The 21,912-nt window shown below is 70.4% G+C and carries 17 protein-coding genes; 6 read left to right on the top strand and 11 right to left on the bottom strand.

Features of this window, described 5'->3' with window-relative positions; genetic code table 11:
* Position 1 precedes the first annotated feature (1 nt).
* Positions 2-1,519 (bottom strand): cation:proton antiporter, encoded by a 1,518-nt coding sequence (locus CcI49_RS08755; RefSeq protein ID WP_076825535.1) that lies wholly within the window; start codon positions 1,517-1,519, stop codon positions 2-4.
* Positions 1,520-1,911: 392 nt separating this feature from the next.
* Positions 1,912-3,243: an alkane 1-monooxygenase gene (locus CcI49_RS08750; RefSeq protein WP_076825533.1), complete on the bottom strand. Its 1,332-nt coding sequence runs from the start codon at positions 3,241-3,243 to the stop codon at positions 1,912-1,914.
* Between the two features lie 211 nt (positions 3,244-3,454).
* Here CcI49_RS08750 and CcI49_RS43160 point away from each other — a divergent pair, with 211 nt between their 5' ends.
* The 4 genes from CcI49_RS43160 (at position 3,455) to CcI49_RS08730 (ending at position 7,107) form a co-directional block, all read left to right on the top strand.
* Positions 3,455-3,811: a hypothetical protein gene (locus CcI49_RS43160; RefSeq protein ID WP_235497947.1), complete on the top strand. Its 357-nt coding sequence runs from the start codon at positions 3,455-3,457 to the stop codon at positions 3,809-3,811.
* Positions 3,812-3,868: 57 nt separating this feature from the next.
* On the top strand, positions 3,869-4,771 hold the full coding sequence (locus CcI49_RS08740) for an AEC family transporter (protein ID WP_054567024.1): 903 nt from the start codon (positions 3,869-3,871) through the stop codon (positions 4,769-4,771).
* Between the two features lie 327 nt (positions 4,772-5,098).
* Entirely contained in the window at positions 5,099-5,917 is an 819-nt protein-coding gene (locus CcI49_RS08735; protein WP_241839970.1) for a 3-hydroxybutyryl-CoA dehydrogenase, read from the top strand.
* A 26-nt stretch (positions 5,918-5,943) separates the two neighbouring features.
* Positions 5,944-7,107, top strand: a complete 1,164-nt coding sequence (locus CcI49_RS08730; RefSeq protein ID WP_054567023.1) for an acyl-CoA dehydrogenase family protein — start codon at positions 5,944-5,946, stop codon at positions 7,105-7,107.
* Between the two features lie 106 nt (positions 7,108-7,213).
* Here CcI49_RS08730 and CcI49_RS42490 read toward each other — a convergent pair whose 3' ends face one another.
* The 3 genes from CcI49_RS42490 to CcI49_RS08715 all read right to left on the bottom strand — a co-directional run bounded on the left by CcI49_RS42490 (position 7,214) and on the right by CcI49_RS08715 (position 9,758).
* The gene (locus CcI49_RS42490) at positions 7,214-8,236 is read right to left on the bottom strand and encodes a hypothetical protein (RefSeq protein ID WP_054567022.1); all 1,023 of its coding nucleotides are present in this window, start codon (positions 8,234-8,236) and stop codon (positions 7,214-7,216) included.
* A 619-nt stretch (positions 8,237-8,855) separates the two neighbouring features.
* The gene (locus tag CcI49_RS08720) at positions 8,856-9,353 is read right to left on the bottom strand and encodes a GNAT family N-acetyltransferase (protein WP_054567020.1); all 498 of its coding nucleotides are present in this window, start codon (positions 9,351-9,353) and stop codon (positions 8,856-8,858) included.
* A gap of 102 nt (positions 9,354-9,455) precedes the next feature.
* Complete coding sequence (locus tag CcI49_RS08715) at positions 9,456-9,758, bottom strand: DUF1778 domain-containing protein (RefSeq protein WP_054567019.1); 303 nt, start codon at positions 9,756-9,758, stop codon at positions 9,456-9,458.
* Between the two features lie 176 nt (positions 9,759-9,934).
* Here CcI49_RS08715 and CcI49_RS08710 point away from each other — a divergent pair, with 176 nt between their 5' ends.
* Positions 9,935-10,330 carry a YkvA family protein gene (locus tag CcI49_RS08710; RefSeq protein WP_083473286.1) on the top strand — a complete coding sequence of 132 codons (396 nt, stop codon included), beginning with the start codon at positions 9,935-9,937 and terminating at the stop codon, positions 10,328-10,330.
* Here the strand turns inward: CcI49_RS08710 and CcI49_RS08705 are convergent.
* From CcI49_RS08705 to CcI49_RS08685, 6 genes are all read right to left on the bottom strand, one after another.
* The gene (locus CcI49_RS08705; protein WP_054567285.1) at positions 10,306-13,089 is read right to left on the bottom strand and encodes an aconitate hydratase; all 2,784 of its coding nucleotides are present in this window, start codon (positions 13,087-13,089) and stop codon (positions 10,306-10,308) included. The two genes, CcI49_RS08710 and CcI49_RS08705, sit on opposite strands and share 25 nt — an antisense overlap.
* A 428-nt stretch (positions 13,090-13,517) precedes the next feature.
* Positions 13,518-14,879, bottom strand: a complete 1,362-nt coding sequence (locus CcI49_RS08700) for a glycosyltransferase (protein WP_054567018.1) — start codon at positions 14,877-14,879, stop codon at positions 13,518-13,520.
* A gap of 323 nt (positions 14,880-15,202) precedes the next feature.
* A complete protein-coding gene (locus CcI49_RS08695) occupies positions 15,203-16,579 on the bottom strand; it encodes a nucleotide sugar dehydrogenase (protein ID WP_054567017.1) in 1,377 nt (458 codons plus the stop codon).
* 27 nt (positions 16,580-16,606) lie between these two features.
* Positions 16,607-17,782 (bottom strand): UDP-N-acetylglucosamine 2-epimerase (non-hydrolyzing), encoded by a 1,176-nt coding sequence (gene wecB / locus CcI49_RS08690; protein ID WP_054567016.1) that lies wholly within the window; start codon positions 17,780-17,782, stop codon positions 16,607-16,609.
* Positions 17,779-17,979 (bottom strand): hypothetical protein, encoded by a 201-nt coding sequence (locus CcI49_RS41450; protein WP_054567015.1) that lies wholly within the window; start codon positions 17,977-17,979, stop codon positions 17,779-17,781. Before CcI49_RS41450 ends, wecB begins: the two co-directional genes overlap by 4 nt.
* Positions 17,980-18,024: 45 nt before the next feature.
* Complete coding sequence (locus CcI49_RS08685; protein WP_241839967.1) at positions 18,025-20,481, bottom strand: bi-domain-containing oxidoreductase; 2,457 nt, start codon at positions 20,479-20,481, stop codon at positions 18,025-18,027.
* A 234-nt stretch (positions 20,482-20,715) separates the two neighbouring features.
* On the opposite strand from CcI49_RS08685, the gene CcI49_RS08680 reads away from it, so the two are divergent.
* Positions 20,716-21,906 carry a glycosyltransferase family 4 protein gene (locus CcI49_RS08680; protein ID WP_054567014.1) on the top strand — a complete coding sequence of 397 codons (1,191 nt, stop codon included), beginning with the start codon at positions 20,716-20,718 and terminating at the stop codon, positions 21,904-21,906.
* Positions 21,907-21,912: the final 6 nt, after the last annotated feature.

Below are 21,912 nucleotides of genomic sequence, written 5' to 3'. Positions count from 1 at the left end.
GTCACCTCAGCCCGGCCGGCTGGCCGACGAGGTCGAGCTCGCGCAGGCGCTCCTGCGCGGTCTGCTCGACCCGGCGCATCGTCGCCCGCAGAATGGGCGGCGTCATGATCGACGTGACGATCGCGACCAGCACGATGACCGTGTACATGGCTGTGGAGAGCACACCGAGGCGCAGGCCGGTGCCGGCCACGACGATCTCGATGACGCCACGGGCGTTGAGGCCGGCCCCGAGCGACAGCGCCTCCCAGTGCCCGAGCCTGCTGATCCGCGCGCCGAGGTAGGCACCGGCGAACTTGCCGATGACGGCGAGGCTGAGGATCACGACGGCAGCGAGCGCGACCTTGGCCTCGGCCAGCGCGGTGAGGTCGATGCGCAGCCCGGCCGAGGCGAAGAAGATGGGCGCGAGCACGCCCATGACCACCAGCCGGAGCGGTTCGAGCCGACGCGAGTCCAGATTCGGTGCCGAGCCGAGCAGGATGCCTGCGACGAAGGCGCCGAGAATGGCTTCCAGCCTGAGGGCGTGGGTTCCCGCCGCCGCGGCGAAGATGAACAGGACGACGACGGCGATCCCGGACGCGCCACCACCGGACCCAGCCGGGATCGGGATCCGCGGCACCGCCGGGGGCCCGGCGGCGGACGCCGATGCGGTGCCGTGCTCCGCTGACGTCGACGCGGCCGGCGGGGCAGCGGCGGACGGTCCCGCCGCAGGATCCACCCGGTCCGAGACACCGGCGGCCGCCGGACCTGGCCCGGCCGCGCTGCCGGTCTCCTCCCGGGCCAGGCCACCCGCAGCGATGGCGATCCGGGCCAGCGGGCGCCCCAGGAGGAAGGCAACCAGCACGACGCTGAGCAGGCTTATCACCGGCCAGGCGATATCCCCACCGCGCACGCCGGTCGTGGCCATCGCGGAGACCACCGAAAGCAACGACCAGCCGACCGCGTCGTCAACCGTCGCGGAAGCGAGGATGAGCTGGCCGACGTTGCGGTGCAGCAAGCGCATGTCCAGGAGAATCTTCGCCGCGACCGGGATGGCACTCACGCCCATGGCCACCCCGAGGAACAGGGCGAAGACATGGCGATCGGCATCCTCGCCAAGCAGCGAACCGGGCAGGAGCAGGCCCGCTCCGATGCCGAGGCCGACCGGCAGCAGCAGACCCGCGGCGCTGATCCGGGCAGCGGTCGCCCCACGGCGCCGCACCATCYGCATGTCCATCTCCAGGCCGGTCAGGCCGACCAGAAGAATCACACCCATCTGACCCACGGCATCCAGCAGATGCATCTGGTCCGGTGCGGTGGGCAGGAGCCAGCCGGAGAAATCAGGGGCGATGTCGCCCAGCAATGACGGGCCCAGGAGAACACCGGCGAGAAGCTCGCCGACCACCGAGGGCAGGCCGATTCTCACCGCCAGTTTTCCGAGCGCCAGCGCCAGCGCAAGGAGTACCGTCAGCTGAAGTAGAAAGATCAACAAAGAATGGTGCGACAGCGGGGCCGTCGCCACAAATGCTTCCGCCACGTTCACGTTCGTCCGCTCCCACCACCGTGCCTGCGTTCAGCCCGCCGACCGGGCCGTTGTTCGCCGCACGCACCAGTACCGTCCGGGCACGGCGCGCGCGAGCGCGGTGTACGCGGACCCGACCCGGCGGTTCTTCTGACGACCACCAGGCCCCCGAAACACCGCCCGGCCTTCGAGCGGTGTTTGTGGGCACGCCTCGCCGCATCTCGCCCGCGGCGCGTGAAGGGCCACCGCGACAACAATAGCCAGCTCGCACGCCATCGGGGCCCGGCCGCGGAGAATCACCGGCCACGCCGACCGGACGAGGCTCCTCGGTCGCGCAGACCCGCAGACACGTACGGGGCCCCCGCACCGATCGCACCGGTGCGGGGACGGCTCCTTCTCGGCCTGCCCGGGCTTCAGCCGATACCGGGGCCAGTGCCGGACCGGGAACGGTCGGCCGGCACCCCCACGCTCGGCACGTCGCCGCCCGCACCCGCCCCGCCATTGGCACCCGCCGTACCACCGACACCCGCCCTGCCACCGGTATCCGTCGTATGGCCGACATCCGTCGCGCGACCGGCGTCCATACCACCGAATCGCGCGACGAGATCGGCCCGCCGGCGCGGGTCGAGATTCGCCCGGGTTACGTCCCCGTCGTAGTGGGCGACCACCCGGGGATCCATCACCTGGAACCAGAGACGCGGGACCAGCGAGGCCAGGATCATTGTTCCGTAACCGGTTGGCAGCTGCGGAGCAAAGGAAAACGATCGGAGCGACTGGTAGCGCACGGTCGGGTTGGCGTGATGGTCGCTGTGCCGAGGCAGATGATAGAGCGCGAGATTGCTGATGACGTCGTCACTGTTCCAGCTGTGCCGCGGATCGACCTTCTCGTATCTGCCGGTCGCGGTCCGTTGCCGGGCCAGCCCGTAGTGCTCGACGTAGTTCACCGCCTCCAGCAGGGAGAATCCCACCACGGCCTGCAGTACGAGGAAGACGAGAACGGACGGTCCGAAGACACCGGCGAGGGCTCCGAAGAGAACCACCGTGTACACCCACGAGGTCAGCACCTCGTTGCGCACGGACCACGGCGAGCGCCCGCGCAGGCGCAGCCGGCGCGCCTCCAGCTCCCACGCCGAGCGCAGGCTGCCGAGGACGGTGCGCGGCCAGAACCGCCAGAAGCTCTCGCCGAGCCGGGCGCTGGCCGGGTCCGCGGGGGTCGCGACCCGCACGTGGTGACCGCGGTTGTGCTCGACGTAGAAGTGGCCGTAGGCGGTGGTGGCGAGCATGACCTTCGCCAGGACCCGCTCCAGCCGGTCGCGCTTGTGGCCCAGTTCGTGGGCGGTGTTGATACCGACCCCGGTGACGGTCCCGATCGCGCCGACCACGGCGACGCGTTCGACGGCGGACAGCTCGCCGTGCACCCACGCCCAGCATCCGAGCACCAGGCAGACGCCGGTGAGCGGCAGATAGAGGAAGGTGCACCACCGGTAGTAGCGGTCGGCGTCCAGGGCAGGACGGGCCCAATCCGGCGCGGCCACCGGATCCTTCGGCGTGGTCGCGTCGAGCAGCGGCAACAGGCCGAAGACGAACATCACGGTGAGCCACCACGGAAGGCCCGAGCCCGTCCGATGCCACAGCCCGAAGGACACGATCGGGAGAACCGGGGGGACCAGCGCGGTCAGCCACATGTACCGCTTGCCGTCGCGCCACCGCGTTCCGTCCTGGTCGACCAGCACCGGTGCCGCCATGCGTGTCACCTTCCGCCCACCCGACGCACGCGGGAACGGGCCCCGAACACCGAACACCGCAGGCCGCCGCTCGTCACCGCACCGTCACATCTCGAAGTCTCACATCCGCCGCGTACCGGAACAACCGCCCGCACGAACAACGACCCCGTTCCGTCCCTCCCGTCCGGCCTTCGAGCCCGGTCAGGCGCCGCGGCGGTGCACACTTGCGCCCATGACCGCGCAGACCAGGCCGCACGGCTCGATGACGAACGCGCCCCCGTGGATCGGCGGCGCCACGATCAGCGCCCTCTTTCTCTCCGCCGCCGTCCTGATCACCTACACGCTCCTCCCGCTACCCGGCCAGCGTTCGCTCGGCGGCGTGAACTATCTCGTCGCCGCGCTGCTCTTCGGCGTCCACATCACCTTCAGCCGTCTCTACCGGAGCTTCTACCGGCGCGGCCGGGCACGACGGGCCAGGTCCGGGGGCATGGCAGCCGCCGGGCCGCACCCGGACGAGCCAGGTGACGACGCTCCGGCAGACATCGTCCAGCCGGACGGCCCGGCGCACCCGGATCCCCTGCACAAGTGACATAGCCGACGCCGCACGGCGCGCCCCGCAGCCACCCCGGGCTGAAACGATGCCCCGGTGTCCGCCCTGGTCGTAGTGTTTGTCGGCCTTGTCGCGGGCGCCGCGGTCGCGCACACCGGTCATCTCGGCGGTGACGCGGCACACACCCTCAACATCTGGCTGCTCGACATCGCGCTGCCCGCGCTCACCCTGCACGTCCTGCACGACGTCCAGATCCCGTCGAACATCGTGCTGGTCGTGGCGGCTCCGTACGCCCTGTGTGCGACGACCATGGTGATCTACCTGGTGGCCGCCCGGGTGCTGGGGCTGAGCCGGGAGGTGGTGGCCGCGCTGATCGCCGCCACCGCGGTGGCGAACACCTCGTTCGTGGGCATCCCCATGGTCACCGCCTTCTTCGGCGAGTCCTGGGTGCCCGTCGCGCTGTTGACCGACCAGCTCGGTTCGTACCTGCTGCTGAACACGGTGGTGCTGGTGGTGGTCACCGCCGCCGCCGGAGCCACCGCGGCGCCGCTGGCCGTCGCCCGCGCGACGTTGACCCGGCCGTCGATGCTGGCCCTGGTGCTCGCGCTGGCGCTGCGCCCGGTGGAGTACCCGGCCTGGCTGGACGAGGCACTCGCCTCGATCGGCGCCACCCTGACGCCGCTGGCGCTGTTCTCGGTGGGCCTGCAACTGCGGGTCAACGCCGTCCGCCGCTGGTGGCGGGAACTGGTGCTGGGGCTGACGGTGAAGCTGGCGGTGGCCCCCGCCGCGGTTCTCGGGCTGTATGTCGCCACGGGTGTGTTCACCGATCCGGACGTCAAGGTGGCGCTGTTCGAGATCGCGATGCCGCCGATGGTGGCCGGCGCGATCCTCGCGGACCGGCACGGCCTGGCTCGCCCCCTGCCGAGCCTGCTGGTTGGTGTCGGCGTGCCGCTGTCCGTCGCGACACTCGCGATCTGGTCGATTCCCCTGCACCCCTGAGATACCCCACATCCGGCGACACCGGGCGCCGGACGATCCACGCACGCAAGTATGTGGGCGTCCTAAAGTTGGAGCGAGAGACAATCGCTGGGTCGCAAGCGCCAGCCCGATCGAGGAGACTCGGGGGCGGCATGGCGTGCCACCGGCGTGGCCTGTCGCGGCATGCCGCGAGCACCGCGCCGCGCGGAGGACCGGCACGAGCAGCATACGAACGGAGGCGGCCAGGTGGCCGAGACAGAGCAGGTCGGGACAGAGCAGGTTCCGGCGACCCCGGGCACGGCGGCCAGCGCGCCGATCCAGCGGGTCGGTGTGGTCGGGTGCGGTCTGATGGGCTCCGGCATCGCCGAGACCTGTGCGCGGGCAGGCCTTGACGTGCTGGTCCGGGAGGTGGACGTCGCGGCGGTCGAGGCCGGCCGGAAACGGATCACCGCCTCGCTCGACCGCGGAACCCGCAGCGGCAAGCTCAGCGAGGCCGACCGGGACGCGGCCCTGGCCCGGCTCGCCTTCACCACCGACCTCGGCGACTTCGGCGACCGCCAGTTCACCGTCGAGGCCATCGCGGAGAACGAACAGGCCAAGACCGAGATCTTCACGGCGCTCGACAAGGTCGTGGCCGACCCGTCGGCGATCTTCGCCTCCAACACCTCCTCCATCCCGATCATGAAGCTCGGGATGGCCACCGGCCGCCCGGACCAGGTCCTGGGTGTGCACTTCTTCAACCCGGTTCCGGTGATGAAGCTGGTCGAGCTCGTCCCGTCGCTGCTGACCTCGGACGAGACCCTCACCCGCATCCAGGAGTTCGTCACCTCTGGTCTACGCAAGGAGGTGATCCGCTCCAAGGACCGCGCCGGGTTCGTGGTCAACGCGCTGCTCGTTCCCTACCTGCTCTCCGCGATCCGGATGCAGGAGTCGGGCTTCGCCTCCGCCGACGACATCGACCTCGGCATGGTCCTCGGCTGCGCCCACCCGATGGGCCCGCTGCGGCTGATCGACCTCATCGGGCTCGACACCATCAAGGCGGTGGCCGAGTCGCTGTACGACGAGTTCAAGGAACCGCTCTACTCCCCGCCGCCGCTGCTGCTGCGCATGGTGGACGCCGGTCTGCTCGGCAAGAAGAGCGGCCGCGGCTTCCACCAGTACTCCTGAACCCACCACACGAGAACGGCACCGACGTGGATCCGAACTTCGACACCTACAGCCTCAGCGACACCCATACCGCCGTCCGTGAGGCCGTCCGCGATCTCGCGGAGAAGGAGATCGCACCGTTCGCGGCCGACGTCGACGAACAGGAGCGCTACCCGACCGAGGCCCGGGACGCGCTGATCCGTTCGGGGTTCAGTGCCGTGCACATCCCGGAGAGCTACGACGGCCAGGGCGCCGACTCGGTGGCGACCTGCATCGTCATCGAGGAGGTCGCCCGAGCCTGCGCCTCCTCGTCCCTCATCCCAGCCGTCAACAAGCTCGGCACGATGCCGATCCTGCTGTCGGGGTCGGAGGAGCTGAAGAAGCAGGTCCTGCCCTCGATCGCCAGCGGTGAGGCGAGCGCGTCCTACGCGCTCTCCGAGCGGGAGGCGGGATCGGACACCGCCTCGATGCGGACCCGGGCCAGGCTCGACGGCGACCACTGGGTCCTCAACGGCACCAAGACCTGGATCACCAACGCGGGCGAGTCCACCTGGTACACCGTCATGGCCGTCACCGACCCGGACGCGGCGAAGCCCGCCGACGGCATCTCCGCGTTCGTCGTCCGGGCCGACGACCCCGGCTTCGAGGTCGGCTCCAAGGAGCGCAAGCTCGGCATCAAGGGCTCACCCACCCGCGAGATCCACTTCGTCAACTGCACGATCCCCGCCGACCGGATCATCGGCGAGCCCGGCACGGGTCTGCGCACCGCGCTGCGCACCCTCGACCACACCCGGCCGACGATCGGCGCGCAGGCCGTCGGCATCGCCCAGGGCGCGTTGGACGCGGCGATCGGCTACGTGAAGGAACGCCGCCAGTTCGGCCGCCCGATCGCGGACAACCAGGGCGTCCAGTTCATGCTCGCGGACATGGCGATGAAGATCGAGGCGGCCCGGCACATGGTGTACGTCGCGGCGGCCCGCGCCGAACGCGGCGAGCCGAACCTCGGCTTCATCACCGCCGCCGCCAAGTGCTTCGCCTCGGACGTCGCCATGGAGGTCACCACCGACGCCGTCCAGCTCTTCGGGGGCGCCGGCTACACCCGCGACTTCCCGGTCGAACGGATGATGCGCGACGCGAAGATCACGCAGATCTACGAGGGCACCAACCAGATCCAGCGGATGGTCATGTCCCGGGCCCTGCTCCGGGGCTGAGACCGTCCCGTCCCACGGTGAGGCGCCGCCGATACGGGCGGCGGCGCCTCACCACCTGCGTGGCCCGGCCCAACCCGCGCCGGGCTCCCGCCGGATTACCCGCTGACTACAGACCGCCCACAAGTGCGGACGTCTCCGACGGACCGTCGACAGAGTCGCCGTAGTCGCCGTAGTCGCCCCACTGGTAGTCATCCTTGCCGGGCTTGTCGTACTTCTCGTGGTGCTTCTTCTTGTCGTGCTTCTTCTCGAACCAGAGAACCTTCTCGAAGGTGATCCGGATCTTCTTCTTCACCAGGTTCTTCTTCTCGTGGTGCTTGTAGTCCCCGCCCGGCCTCGGGCTGTAGGCCACCGGCTCCTCGACAGCACCCGGGGTCCCCCAGTCGCCGGGGTCGCCGTAGGAGTCGTCACCGTACGAGTCGCCGCCGTAGTAGGGGTCGTCGTCACCGTAGGAGTCATCGCCGTAGGAGTCATCGCCGTACGACTCCTCGCCGTACTCCTTCTTGTCGTGCTTCTTGTGGTGCTTCTTCTTCTCGTTCTCGAACCAGAGAACGCGCTCGTAGCTGATGGCGTCCTTGCGCTTCGAGATGTCGTCACGCTTCTTCTTGTGGTGCTTCTTGTCGTACGGACCAGCCAGCGCCTCCTCGCCGGCAACCGGCCCGTCCACGGCCGTCGGGTCCACGACGGGAGCAGCCGGGTCCACGACGGCGGCCGTCGGGTCCACGACCGGAGCCGCCGGGTCGTCAAAGCCGCCGGGGGGCGGGAGAAGCGCCGAGTCGTCGAAGCCGCCCCAGCCCTCATCGCCGCCCGGGCCCTCGAAACCGGTGCCCGGCTCGTCGCCCGTCGGGTCGACGGCCTCGTCGTCGTAGCCGGGCCACTTCTTCTTGTGGTCCTTCTCGTCCTTGCCGTGGTGGTCCTTCTTCTTGTGCTCCTTCTTGTCCTTGTGGTCGAACCAGAGAACGCGCTCGTAGCTGACGGCGACGCGCTCCTTCTTGACCTGCTGCTTGCCGTGGTGCTCGCCGCCGTACGGAGCGGCCTGCGCGACACCGGCGCCCGCGCCGAGCGTCACCGCGACGGAAACCAAACCGGAGGTCGCGAGAATCGCGGTACGACGCCCAATTCTGCTCGCCATTTCCAACCTTTCAAAAAAGATCTGTTGCATCGGCTCGTCGGGCGACAACATAGCCGCTGGTCAGCGGGCGGACGGAGGCTCAAAACAGACGTGTCGCCGGGACCTTCGGACCTTCAGTTCCGACCCATTTAGCCGAATGCGTAGGCGACGGGAGGCTGACCCGAAACAACGATCCTTTTCCATCTCACGGTGTACGGTCAGGGATGCCACGGGTCCGAGTCGAGACGGAAAAGGCCCTTGATCCCCACCCCGAGATCAGGCCACAGGAGCGCAGAAATCACGGCGAATCCACCCGGCACCAGACTCCGGAACGGGGAAATAGGCGTATGCGGCGCCGACCAGGCATGACACCCGGAACAATAGCCGGCCGTGACGGGTCGCCGTCGACCTGTTTACCTGCACTGTTGCGCGACCGAAACACGGCAGGAAAGGTGCGCCGCCTTCCGGAGCCGGCAGAAATTGTGTCGACCGCGAAATCAGGCGCCGGCGGAGAACCCACACCGGCACCCGGCGCCGACACAGGGCCTGGCTCTCCCGCGGCGCCACCCGGCCTCGGCGCGGCCCTGGTCGTGTTCATGGCCGCGTTCGCGGCCGGAGAGCGGAGCCCGGCGGCCGGCGGCTAGCTCGGGAGGCTGGCGGCGTCCTGCAGGGGCAGGAGCAGCAGGTGCGGGTCCATCCCGGTGGGCGCGAAGCCGAAGTGCCGGTAGAAGGCTCGGCCGGCGGAGGCGATGGCGTGGGCGCCCAGCAACGGGGTTCCCACCATCCGGCGCACCGTCAACGCCCGCATCGTCGCGTCCCGCAGCAGCCGGGCACCGACACCGCGCCCCTGATAACGGACGTCCACGGCCAGCCGACCGACGAGCATCAGCGGCACGGGGTCGGCGGGGCGGCGGGACCGCCACCGCGACGGTGGCGCCACCCGCTCGGCGGCGGCTGTCGCCAGGCAGTAGAACCCCGCGATGGTGGTGCCGTCGAGGATCACGAAGGTGTTGGTGATCCGTTCCTTCTGGTGGTCCTTGGCGTGATGGCGCAGCCAGCCGTCGACGGCCGGGTCACCACAGCCGAACGCGACCGTGTCATGGTCCTCCAGCAGGGCCGACGGCTTCGTGAACGACACGGAACAAGCTCCCATCCAGCCAGGAACGATCTCGATGCGCTGACATCCGGTACCGACGCGGAACGCGGCGTGGCGGGCCCGCGGGCCGGCGCCGGCGTCCGACTAGGCGTCCGGCTGGCCGGACTGCTGGCCAGGTGGCTGCTCACCCGGTTCCTCGTCGAGCAGGCGTCGCATCCGCGGGTTGTCCGCCGGCGGTGCCTGCAGCATCGCCTCCAGCTCGGCCCAGGCGGACTCGGCGACCCGGAACAGGCGGCGGTCGGCGAGCACGTCCCGGGCGTGGCGCCGCATGCTCTCGACCGCGAACATCGCCAGGCTGAGACCCTCTGCCTCGGCAGCGGACCGGATGATCTCCGCGTCGTCCTCGGGCAGGTCACACGTGATCTTCTCGTCGCCAGCAGAGGTCATACCGGCAGTCTGCCGTTCCGACCCGGGCGAGGGGAAGCCGGGGTACCGCGACGTCCAGCGATCCTGGCCGCGTGCGAGCGCGGAACGTTGGTGCCGCCGGGAACGTTCGCAATGGCGTCGGAGCGGGCATTCGGAGTGCGATCACTCCGACTGCCGAAGGAACGGTGGGCATCACTATGAGCGACGATCTCGGCACCGCCCTGGTGGTGATCCTCGGCGTGATCGCCGTGGCCGGCGTGCTGCTGGCCGGTGGCGCCTGGTACCTGCTGCGGCGCTACCGGCTGCCGTTGCACGCCGTGGCCACGACGATCGCCAGCCTGCTCTACGTCATCTCGCCGGTGGACGCCGTGCCGGAGGTTCCGCTCGGGCCGGTCGGCCTGGTCGACGACCTCACAGTGATCATCGCAGCAGCGCTGTACCTGCGCAGGCTCGTCGGCGCGAGGAGCACCGCGGCGGGGAGCACTGCGGCGGGGTCCGCCCGGAAGGCCTCGGGAGGCCATCCCGGACGAACCCCGACCTCGACTCCTACTCCGATTCCGACCCAGGATCAGATCAGGGAGCGCAGGACGTAAAGCAGGATGCCGCCGTGGCGGTAGTACTCCGCCTCACCGGGGGTGTCGATCCGGACCACGGCCTCGAACGACTTGTCCCCCGCCTGGACGGTGATGGTGGGGGTCTTCTCGTCGATGGTGGCCAGGCCCGTGATGGTGAAGGTCTCCTCACCGGTGAGCCCGAGCGACTCGGCCGACTCGCCGACCGGGAACTGCAGCGGCAGCACGCCCATCCCGATCAGGTTCGACCGGTGGATCCGCTCGTAGGACTCGGCGATGACCGCCCGCACGCCGAGCAGGGCCGTGCCCTTCGCGGCCCAGTCACGCGAGGAGCCGGAACCGTACTCCTTGCCCGCGAGCACCACCAGCGGGACGTTCTCGGCCGCGTACTTCTGCGCCGCGTCGTAGATCGCCACCTGCTCGCCGTCGGGCAGGTGGCGGGTGACGCCACCCTCGACGCCGGGCACCAGCTTGTTGCGCAGCCGGATGTTGGCGAAGGTCCCCCGGATCATCACCTCGTGGTTGCCGCGCCGCGACCCGTAGGAGTTGAAGTCGGACGGGGCCACCCCGTGCTCGGTGAGATACCGCCCCGCCGGGGAGTCCTTCTTGATGGAGCTGGCCGGGGAGATGTGGTCGGTGGTGACCGAGTCCCCCAGGTAGGCCAGCACCCGGGCGCCGACGATGTCGGTGCGCGGCGTCGGCTTGGCGGACATCCCCTCGAAGTACGGTGGGTGGCGCACGTAGGTGGAGTCCTCCACCCAGCCGAAGGTCTGCGAGACCTCGCCGCCGTCACCGATGGGCAGCGCCTGCCAGCGGGCGTCGCCGGAGAGGTCGGCGTAGCCACCCGAGAACATCTCGGACGCGATCGAGCTGGCCACGACCTCGGCGACCTCGGCCTCGCTCGGCCAGATGTCACGCAGGTAGACCGGCTCGCCGGCGGTGTCGGTGCCCAGCGGGTCGGTGTCGAGGTTGATGTCCATCGTGCCGGCCAGCGCGTAGGCGACCACCAGCGGCGGGGAGGCCAGGTAGTTCATCTTGATGTCCGGGCTGATCCGGCCCTCGAAGTTCCGGTTGCCCGACAGCACGCTGACGACCGCCAGGTCCGCCTTGTTGATCTCGGCCGAGATCTCGTCGGCGAGCGGGCCCGAGTTGCCGATGCAGGTGGTGCAGCCGTAGCCCACCAGGTTGAATCCGACCTTCTCCAGGTAAGGGACGAGGCCCGCGCGCTCGTAGTAATCCATGACCACCTTGGAACCGGGAGCCAAGGTGGTCTTCACCCACGGCTTGCGGGTCAGGCCCTTCTCCACCGCGTTCCGCGCGAGCAGCGCCGCACCCAGCATGACCTGCGGGTTCGAGGTGTTGGTGCAGGAGGTGATCGCGGCGATGGCGACCGCGCCATGGTCGATCTCGAAGGTGGTGCCGTCGGCCAGGGTCACCCGCGTCGGCTTCGACGGACGGCCGCTGACGTCACCGGCGACCGCGTTGACCGAGACCGGCGCGTCGGACGGCTTGTCCGCGAACGGCGCGGCCGGGTCGGAGGCGGGGAAGGACTCGGCGTCGGCCTCGTCCACGCCGCCGTTGACCAGCTCCGTGACACCGGCGTAGGTGCCGAGCGCCTTGCGGAAGGCCGGCTTCGCCGTCGACAGCGGCACCCTGTCCTGCGGGCGCTTCGGGCCGGCGAGGGAGGGGACCACAGTCGAAAGGTCCAGCTCAAGAGTGGTGGTGTAGTCGGCCTCGTGGCTCGGGTCGTGCCACAGGCCCTGCTCCTTGGCGTAGGCCTCAACCAGCGCGACGAGCTCGTCCGGGCGGCCGGTGAGCCGCAGGTAGGACAGGGTCTCGGCGTCGATCGGGAAGATCGCGCAGGTGGAGCCGTACTCGGGGCTCATGTTGCCGATGGTGGTGCGGTTCGCCAGCGGGACGTTCGCCACGCCCTCGCCGTAGAACTCGACGAACCGGCCGACCACGCCGTGCTTGCGGAGCTGCTCGGTGATGGTGAGCACCATGTCGGTGGCGGTGGTGCCCGGCGGGAGCTCGCCGGTGAGCTTGAAGCCGACGACGGTCGGGATCAGCATGCTGACCGGCTGGCCGAGCATCGCCGCCTCGGCCTCGATGCCGCCGACGCCCCAGCCGAGCACGCCGAGGCCGTTGACCATCGTGGTGTGGCTGTCCGTCCCGACGAGGGTGTCGGGGTAGGCCAGCGTGCCCTCGGCGGTCTCCTTCGTGAAGACGACCCGGGCGAGGTGCTCGACGTTGACCTGGTGCACGATGCCGGTGTTCGGCGGCACCACGGTGAAGTTGTCGAACGCGGCCTGGCCCCAGCGCAGGAACTGGTAGCGCTCGCGGTTGCGCTCGAACTCCAGGGTCGCGTTCAGCTCGAACGCGTCCGGCCGCCCGAAGTGGTCGGCGATGATCGAGTGGTCGATCACCATCTCGGCCGGCGCCAGCGGGTTGATCTTCGACGAGTCGCCGCCGAGCGCGACCATCGCCTCCCGCATCGCGGCGAGGTCGACCACACAGGGGACACCGGTGAAGTCCTGCATGATGACCCGCGCCGGGGTGAACTGGATCTCCTGGCTCGGCTCCGCCGCCGGGTCCCAGTTGGCGAGCGCACGTACATGGTCGGCGGTGATGTTCGCGCCGTCCTCGGTACGCAGCAGGTTCTCGAGCAGAACACGGAGGCTGTACGGCAGGCGGTCCGCCCCGGGCACCGCGTCCAACCGCCTGATCGTGTAGGTGCGATCACCTACCGCGAGTCTGCCGGTGCTGCCGAAGCTGTCCATGGCCTTCGTCTCCTCCTCGTCACCTCCCCGCTTCTGGTCAGCGGGAAGGTTCGACACAAGCGCCGATCGCTGTGGCCGACCCTGAGTTCGCCACGGTCGTCCACTCGTCCCATCCTGGCACTGTCAGGGGTGACGGCGACGCCGAGAGCCGTTGGTCACATTCCCACAGGGCTCGACGTGGCTGTGACCGCCGCCTCCCGGGCACGTGCCCCCGGTCCCGGCGGTCCACGCCGTTTTTCCCTCGCAGAGGCTACAAATATCAGGTGGTCCGTCCGGACGTGTACCGCATGCCCCCTGGTCAGGCCGGACGAGACGGCCGGGATCACGACGACGGGGGGTGCGTGGCCCGCTGGCCATGACGCCGGAAGGTGGGATGTCCCACCCAGGCCGGACCCACCTTGGACGGGCCGTGCCGGAGCAGGCCGCGGTTACGACCACACGGCCGTGATGTCGCGCTGCCAGTTCTCCATCGTGAACGGAGATCGCCGCAGCCGGCGCATCGCTTCCCGACGCTCGTCCAGCGTCGGCGGCACGACCGCCAGGTCCGCGGCGGTACTGGCCCAGATCTCGTTCGGCGTTCCCAGCGGAAGCATGGTGATCCCGGGCAGCACCCGGGCGATCTCCGCGACACCCGGCAGATCCGACGACAGCACCGGGGTACCGACCGCGCACGCCTCGAGCACGACGCTCGGTAGCCCCTCGTGCAGCGACGTCACCAGCAGCAGCGACGAGTTCACCAGGAGCTTGGGCACATCGCCCCGCTCGCCGAGGAACTCGACCCGGTCCGACACCCCCAGGCCGCTGGCGAGGGTCATCAGCCGCTCGGTCTCCTCCGGGCTCTGCCGGCCCACGAACCGCAGCCGCACGTCGAGCCCGCGGGTGCACATCGCCGCGACGATCTCGATCGCGCGCGACCGGTTCTTCACCGGATCCGGGCGGGCGATGTGCAGGACCGTCAGCGGCGGCGGTGCGACGTCCCCCAGCTCGTCGAGCTCCGGCAGGGAGGGCATCGGCCGCTGGCCGGCGATGGCCACCCCGAAGGGCTCGAGCTCGACGCCGTTGTAGATGACCCGGCACCGGGGATCCAGCCGCCAGGACTCGCGCCAGAGGCCACGCATGGCCGCCTCGCTGACCGCGATCAGATCGGTGGCGAACGCATCCAGCAGGACCCGGCCCAGCGCCCGCTGGAGCCGGCCGCGGACGCTGTCGCCACGGCGATCCGTACTGGTGAAGAAGTGAGCCACCCGGCGGCGCACACCGGCGGCCCGGGCAACCGTCAGCACCACCCCCGAGAACGTCGCCACCCCGGAGTGGACGATGTCGGGCCGGACCCGGCGCAGCAGCCGGTGGAACGCGAACGGAAAGCTCGGATCCGCGCGGCAGTAGTACACCTCGCCCCCGAGCGACCGGATCTCCTCGTCCAGCGATCCGGGCGCCCCCGAGGTGACGCAGAACAGCAGCCGGAACTCGGCCGGGTCCAATCGTCGCAGCAGGTTGACGGCACGGATCGTCTCACCGGCCAGGTCCATCCTCGGCAGCACCTCGAGCACCGTCACCGGGTTGGCACGGCTGGACGGGGCGGGAGCCGGGCTCACCTGCCCGGCCGGCGGGGGGAGCAACCGGTCGCCGGCCGCCGCGCCGCGCGCGTCCCCCGCCTCGCGTGCCGGCCCGTCGACGACACTCGGCCCGTCGACCACCGCGAGCCCGTCGACCTTCACCGGCCCGCCGGACCGGTCGGCGCCCGCAGGCCATCGATCGGTCCGAGCGCCACCCGTGCCCCTGCCACCCATGCGCATGCCACCTGCCGGTCCGCCGCCGCTTCGTATGCCCTTGGCCCGTTCGTCACCGATATCCGCCCCGCTGCCGCAACGATGACCACCCTCCAAACTCGGATGTGGACGCTCAGCACTCGGCCAGGACATCTGGCAACCTTCGCCAACCTACAGAGAGAGTTCTACTACACAGAGTTATGACACTCGGCAACGTGAGACGAAAAGGCGGGGCGTCGCCCGCGCGACGCCCCGCGCCGAACCTGCGATTCGGGCCAGGCCGACGGGTGACCGCTCGGCCGCGGACCCCAGGTCGGGTGGCGGCGTACGGTCCCAGCGCGGCGTCACATGGACTCGACCATGGCCCGCCCCGGCGCGGAGCGCTGCGCGGGAACGAACGCTCTCGCCGAGCCGCTCAGAGCACCCCCGCCGGCCGCTGCGGTCGCTGCGGTCGGCACCGCCGCCGACCCCGCGGACGGCTGCAGCCAGTGGCGGGTGTCCAGCACGGCCCGGGCGTGGCTCAACACGATGTCGCGCCGGAACGCGTCGTGATCGACCAGCACGACAACCAGGTCCGCTGCCGCCGTCTGCTCCTCGTCGGCATCGACCAGCTCGATCCGCCCCGGAACCCGCGCGGGATCGACGTGCGGGTCCGCCGCAAAGACCTCCGCTCCGCGATCAGCCAGCAGCGCCGCCACCCGGGCCGCTGGCGACTCCCGCGAGTCCCCGGTGTTCCTCTTGTAGGCGAGCCCCAGCAGCAGAATACGACTTCCCCGCACAGAACATCCTCGTCGGCCAAGTATCTCGGACACCCTGCTCACCACATGGTCCGGCATGTGGTGATTGATATCGTTGGCCAGTTCGACAAACCTGAAGCTGCGACCGAGCCGCGACCGGACGCGCCATGACAGGTAGGACGGGTCGATCGGAAGACAATGACCTCCGACGCCGGGACCCGGCCGGAACGGCATGAAGCCGAAAGGTTTGGTGGAGGCGGCGTCGATCGCCGCCCAGACGTCCGCGCCGAGCTCGTGCGCAAACATGGCGAGCTCGTTGACCAGAGCGATGTTGACATGACGGAAGGTGTTTTCCAGGAGCTTGGTGAGTTCCGCGGTCCTCGTCGAGGCCACCGGAACGGTGCTGTCCACCAGCGAGTCGTAGAAGGCGGTCACGGCCCTGAGCGAGGCCTCGTCGACACCGGAAACGACTTTCGGAGTGTTCTCCAGCCGCCAGACCTTGTTCCCCGGATCGATACGTTCCGGGGAGTAGCCAAGCCGGAAGTCGGTGCCGGCCGTGAGACCGGACAGCTCTTCCAGCAACGGCCCGAACAGTTCCTCGGTCGTGCCCGGGTAGGTGGTTGACTCCAGCACCACGGTCGACCCGGGTCTCACGAAGGGCGCCAGGCTCCGCGCCGCGTCCGTCACGAAACTGAGGTCAGGTACGCCCTCCCGCAGCGGGGTGGGCACGGTGACGACCGCGACATCGAAGGCCGCCGCCGCGGCGTAGTCGGTCGTCGCCTCGTACCTGCCAGAGGCGAGCGCCGCTGCCAGCTGACCGTCAGCGATGTCCTCGACATAGGACTCGCCAACCACAAGTCGTTTGACCCTACTGATGTCGACGTCGACGCCCACCACCCGCCAGCCGACCTCCACCGCGCGCATCGCGAGCGGGAGACCGACATACCCCTGGCCGACAACTACCAGCTTTCCCGTTGAAGTCATGGGCCCAGTGTGGCGCCATAACCACTCTCAGCTACGCATCGGCAAGTTCGTGTCACGTTCCGTTATCACTCGGGGCCTCGGGGGTTCCCAAACTCCGTCGCGCGGGCCTTTCCCGACGCCGCCGGCGAAAGTCCGGACCAGCACGGCGGAGATCCGTTGACCGGCACGCCCATCCCACAGCTCCGGACAACGCGGCGGAGGCGGCCGCTCCAGCCATTCGAGCGCCGCGGCGACCACCGCATCCGGGGAACGGCCCACCACCCGGTTGGTCCCCTCGGTGACAGTGATCGGACGTTCGGTGTTGTCCCGCAACGTCAGGCACGGAACTCCGAGAACCGTCGACTCCTCCTGCACCCCGCCCGAGTCGGTGAGGACCAGTCGCGCTCCCATCTGCAACGCGAGGCAGTCGAGGTACCCCACCGGCCCGAGTATCCGTAGACCAGCCGGGAGCCGACCGGCGAGGCGGTCGGCGGTACGTGGGTGGACGGGGAACACCAGCGGGCATCGGCCGGCGATCTCCCCCAGTGCCGCGACCAGGCCGTCGAGCACCGCGGGGTCGTCGACATTGCTCGGCCGGTGCAGGGTCACCAGGCCATACCCACCCGAGTGCAAGCCCAGCTCGGCGAGCATGGGCCGAGCACGGGCCCGCTCCCGGCACGCCAGCAGCGTGTCGACCATGACATTGCCGACCAGATGCACCGACTCCGGTGGCGCGCCCTCCGCGAGCAGGTGCGCCACCCCCTCGGGACTGGGCGCGAACAGCAGGTTCGACAGCCGGTCGGTGACGATCCGATTGATCTCCTCCGGCATCGCCCGGTCGCCGCTGCGCAGGCCGGCCTCGACGTGCGCCACCGCGATTCCCGCCTTCGCCGCGACCAGCGCACAGGCGAGTGTCGAGTTCACGTCCCCGACGACGACCACCACATCGGGGGCCAGTCGCATCAGCAACGGCTCGAAGGCGGTCATCACCGCAGCCGTCTGCACGGCATGGGACCCGGAGCCGGCCTCCAGGTGGTGATCCGGTGGGCGCAGACCGAGATCGGTGAAGAAGACACCGCTCATCGCGTCGTCGTAGTGCTGCCCCGTGTGCACGAGGGTGGTGCGGACGCCGTCAGCCGTCAGCGCGTCGAGCACGGGCTTCACCTTGATGAAGTTCGGCCGGGCCCCGGCCACGACGACCGCGTGTGGCGCGGCCGTGGTCATGGCGTGGCCGTCCCGTCGCGGCCCAGCCGTTCCGGCGCCCGGCGCACCGCCGGCACGCCCAGCACATCCGGAGCACCCGGCGGGCCGGGCACGCCCGGCGCTTCGGCCCGCTCGGCGGCGAGGTCGGCGTCGACCATCATCTCAACCGGGTACGAGCCGTCCTGGCCGGTGATTCCCGTAATCAGTGCGCGAGGCACGTTCGTCCTCCTCCCTGTCTGCAGTCGACCTCGACTGACCCTCGGTCAGCGGGTTGGCTCGCCTTCTTCTCGCAGCACGGGAGAGGCCTGGCCCTCCGGCGGCACGCTGTCCGCGCCCACCCCCCGCGCTGCCGGCACCGCTGGCTGGCCCACCTGCTCCGTCCCCGCACGGCGAGCATCCGCGAGGTCGATGCCAGCCGGCTCCTTCGCCACCGCCACCGGCGCCGTTGCCGTCGCCGTCGCCGTCGCCACCACCGGCACCGTCGCCGTTGCCACCGACCGCGGAGAGCCTGTCGGCTGTGGGAGGCTGGYGCCGAGGCTCGCGGCGGCGGCGAGCGTTGCCCGGGACGACGCGATCAGTTCCGCCGTCACGTCCGTCGCGCCGCCGCGGCACATCCGCAGGAACGCGCCGACCGCGGCCCGATGCCCCTTGTCCTGCGCGCCTTTCCACTCCGAGACACCATCGATCACCAGCTCCCGGAAGTCGTCGATTCGCAGGTGGCTCCTGCCGGCGAGAGCCTCGACCAGCTCCTTCCGGCAGGCCCGGGGCCGGGCGGAGCTGTACGCGACGGTCGACAGGGTGCCGTCGACATGCCGCATGGTCACAGCCAGGTCCTCGGCAAGCAGCACCTCGCCACCGCGGCCGGGCACGGCTGTCGCCGTCTCGACCCGACTACCTGCCAGCGCCACGCAGGTGTCGATGAAATGGCAGACCTCGCCGAGAAGCCGGCCGCCCTCGACCCGGTCGCCATACCAGTGGTCGGCGGGTACGGGACCGGCGGCGACCCGGTAGATCAGGCTCAACGGGCCGTCCCGCTCCGCCAGCCGCCGACGGGCCGCGACGACCGCCGGGGAGAACCGACGGTTGAGGCCCACCATCAGGACCCCGCCGCCCACGTCCGCCGCCCGCTCGACCATCTCGAGCTCGGCCAGGTCGAGGGCCAACGGTTTCTCGCACCACACATGCCGGCCCCGTTCGAGGGCCGCCGCCGCCAGCCGGGCGTGCGTCGAGTGCGGTGTCGCGATCACCACGACATCGATGTCGTCGTCATCGAGCAGTTCCTCAACCCCAGCCGCGGCCCCCTGGAAGCCATGCCGGTCGGCGAAGGCGCGAGCTGATCGCCCACTCGCCGAAGCGACACTGGTGAAACGGTCGAAACCGGCGGCTCTGAAGGCCGGCAGCAGCACCGAGCTGGAGAAGTTCCCCGCACCGATCCAGCCGATCCGATCACCGCGGCGCCCAGGTGAACCAGCCCCACGTGCCACCGGTCGCGGGTAGCCGACCTGCCGGGCCTTCCCCGCCAGGGAGTACTCGGTCGATGTGGCACTTTCCGCGGGCGGACCGTCGTCCGCCGCCTCGGCGTCTTCCACCGGCCCGGTGCGGCGCGGGTAGTCGAACCGGATGGCCAGGTACGGCTCCCGTCGCGTCGCCACCAGGTCATAGGCCGCCGGGGCCCGCTCAAGCGGAAAGGCGTGGGTGACCAGGTCGGCCACGGACAGCCGGCCGGCGGCGAGCAGGTCGAGCACCGCTTCCTGGTTGCGGCCCTCCGTCCAGCGGACCTGGCCAGCCGGGTAGTCCACACCCCATTCCTCGTAGCCACGCTCGTACCGACCGGGTCCGTAGGAACGCGCGAAGCGAAGGACGAGCTCCTTCTCGTAGAACGGCGCGCGCGCCAGCCCCAACGGGACGTCCCCGACGACGACAAGCTGCGCCCGGTCGCGGGCGAACTCCGTCGCACGCATCACCGGATCACCGGACCGGCCCGCCGCGCAGATCAGCACCGCGTCCGCCCCGCGCCCGCGGCTCCACTGCCGCACTGCGGCCGTGGTCGCCTCGCCGGACTCCCGCAAGGCCCGCACGCCGGTCGCGGCAGCGGTCTGCAGCGGCAGGTCCGCGAGGTCGACGCCGGCCACGTCACATCCGCTGGCCAGCGCGATACGGGAGGCGAGCTGGCCGATGAGGCCCAGTCCGACGACGACCACCTTGGCTCCCGGGCCGACCTCGGCCAACCGGAGCCCGTGGAGCGCGATCGCGGCGATGGTCGTGAAGGCGGCGTCCGCGTCGGGGACCCCGGCCGGCACCCGCGCGCACAACAGCCCGGGCACCGCCTGGAACTCGGCATGGTTGGCCCATCCGGCACCGCCGGTGGCCACCAGGTCGCCGGGCCGGATGCCCTCGACGGCGTCACCGACGCGGATCGCGCGGCCGGCCCCGCTGTAACCGAGTGGCAGCTCGGAGGCGAGGCGGTCGCGGACCGAGCGGACCGCCTCGCCGATGCCGTCCGCTCGGGCCTTCTCCGCCACCCGGCGGACCAGGTCGGGGCGTGCCCGTGCCTTGGCCAGCAGCCCCGACCGGGCGAGCGTGGTCACCGCCCGCTCGGTGCCGGCGGACACGATGGTGGCGGTCGTCTCCACGAGGACCTCGGTCGCCTCGATGGACGGGATCGGGGTCTCGACGACCCGGACCTCCCCACCGCCCGCGGCCTGGACCACCTGCCTCACCGGAGATCCCGGCCTGTCGCTGGGACCCGTCGGGCCGAAGAGCCGCGGCGCCGCGACCGGTCAGACACTCGCACTCGCGTCATGCGACAGAGGGTAGTTGATGACTTACATTCAGCCACGAACAGCGGCCTGTCGTGCCGTTGGAGTGTCACCAACCTGTGAGCAAGCCGCAGCCGCGACGCCAGCATGCCCCACGCGGGTCATCGCCTGCCGAGCCGAGCCGTAAGGAGTGACATGATCGCAGCGGGTGCGGCGGCACTACTGGTAACCGTCGTCGCCATGCCGGTCGTGGTCAGCGCGATGCGGCGCCTGGCCGCCATCGACGACGTCAACGAACGCTCCTCGCACCGGGTGCCGACCCCTCGGGGCGGCGGCATCGCCGTAGCCCTCGGCATCTTCGCGGGCGTGGTGGTGCTCCAGGTCACCAGCGGTCACGGCGACTCCCCCGGCCTGCTCCCGATGATCGTCGGGGTGACACTGTTCGGTCTCGTCGGTCTCGCCGAGGATGTGGGTGCAGACGCGGGCGGCATCTCCCCGCTGCGCCGCCTGGCACTGCAACTGCTCGCCGGCCTGGTGGTGTCGGCCGTGCTTCTCACCAGCGTGTCCCTCGACGCCGCGCCGATCCCACCCGTGGTGGCGGTGTCCGCCGCCGCGCTGATCGGCCCACTGTGGATTACCGGTTTCGTCAACGCGTTCAACTTCATGGATGGGGTCAACGGCATCTCGTCCGCGCAGGCCGCCGTCGCCGGCGGCAGCCTCATCGTGGTGGGACATCTGTACGAGGCGTCGGCGCTGGCCGCGGGCGGAACCGTTCTGGTCGGGTCGGCGATCGGCTTCGCGCCGTTCAACTTCCCCCGCGCGCGGATCTTTCTGGGTGACGTCGGCAGCTACACCCTCGGCACCAGCCTCGCTGTGCTCGCGTTGCAGGGCATCCTGTCCGGCATCCCGGTGGAGGCGGTGCTGGCGCCGCTGCTGCTGTACCTCGCCGACACCGGCGCCACGCTGGTGCGCCGGGTACTACGGGGCGAGCGCTGGTACCTGCCCCACCGCACCCACACCTACCAGCGGCTCACCGACGTGGGCTGGACGCACACCCGGGTCACGGTCACGGTCGCCAGCCTCGTCGCGGCGAGCTCAGGCCTGGGACTGCTGGCCGCACGGGGTGACCCGGGCATCCGGGTGACGGCCGACCTCGCGCTGCTCGTGCTGGTCGTGGGTTATCTGAACGCACCTCGGCTGATCACACTGGCCCATGCACGGGGATGCGCCGAGCGGCCGGCTCCTGCCGATCCCGCCCATCCAGGGGGTGGCTCCCGGGAGCTCGTCCTGCCGCACCAACGACAGGGCGACAGCCCACAGCTCACCCCTGATCGGGCTGAACCCAGCCGGCCGGCCCGGGTACCCGACCCGGCCGACACCCGGTGACGACAG

This window comes from Frankia sp. CcI49 (assembly GCF_001983215.1).
GTDB lineage: Bacteria > Actinomycetota > Actinomycetes > Frankiales > Frankiaceae > Parafrankia > Parafrankia irregularis.
This window is presented reverse-complemented; position numbering and strand designations above follow the sequence as displayed.

What these genes read in the sequence shown, in the direction of transcription:
- CcI49_RS08750 (WP_076825533.1), bottom strand. Translation starts at nt 3,243, where the DNA reads ATGGCGGCACCGGTGCTGGTCGACCAGGACGGAACGCGGTGGCGCGAC.
- CcI49_RS43160 (WP_235497947.1), top strand. Translation starts at nt 3,455, where the DNA reads ATGACCGCGCAGACCAGGCCGCACGGCTCGATGACGAACGCGCCCCCG.
- CcI49_RS08735 (WP_241839970.1), top strand. Translation starts at nt 5,099, where the DNA reads ATGGGCTCCGGCATCGCCGAGACCTGTGCGCGGGCAGGCCTTGACGTG.
- CcI49_RS42490 (WP_054567022.1), bottom strand. Translation starts at nt 8,236, where the DNA reads ATGGCGAGCAGAATTGGGCGTCGTACCGCGATTCTCGCGACCTCCGGT.
- CcI49_RS08715 (WP_054567019.1), bottom strand. Translation starts at nt 9,758, where the DNA reads ATGACCTCTGCTGGCGACGAGAAGATCACGTGTGACCTGCCCGAGGAC.
- CcI49_RS08710 (WP_083473286.1), top strand. Translation starts at nt 9,935, where the DNA reads ATGAGCGACGATCTCGGCACCGCCCTGGTGGTGATCCTCGGCGTGATC.
- CcI49_RS08705 (WP_054567285.1), bottom strand. Translation starts at nt 13,089, where the DNA reads ATGGACAGCTTCGGCAGCACCGGCAGACTCGCGGTAGGTGATCGCACC.
- CcI49_RS08700 (WP_054567018.1), bottom strand. Translation starts at nt 14,879, where the DNA reads ATGGGTGGCAGGGGCACGGGTGGCGCTCGGACCGATCGATGGCCTGCG.
- CcI49_RS08695 (WP_054567017.1), bottom strand. Translation starts at nt 16,579, where the DNA reads ATGACTTCAACGGGAAAGCTGGTAGTTGTCGGCCAGGGGTATGTCGGT.
- wecB (WP_054567016.1), bottom strand. Translation starts at nt 17,782, where the DNA reads ATGACCACGGCCGCGCCACACGCGGTCGTCGTGGCCGGGGCCCGGCCG.
- CcI49_RS08680 (WP_054567014.1), top strand. Translation starts at nt 20,716, where the DNA reads ATGATCGCAGCGGGTGCGGCGGCACTACTGGTAACCGTCGTCGCCATG.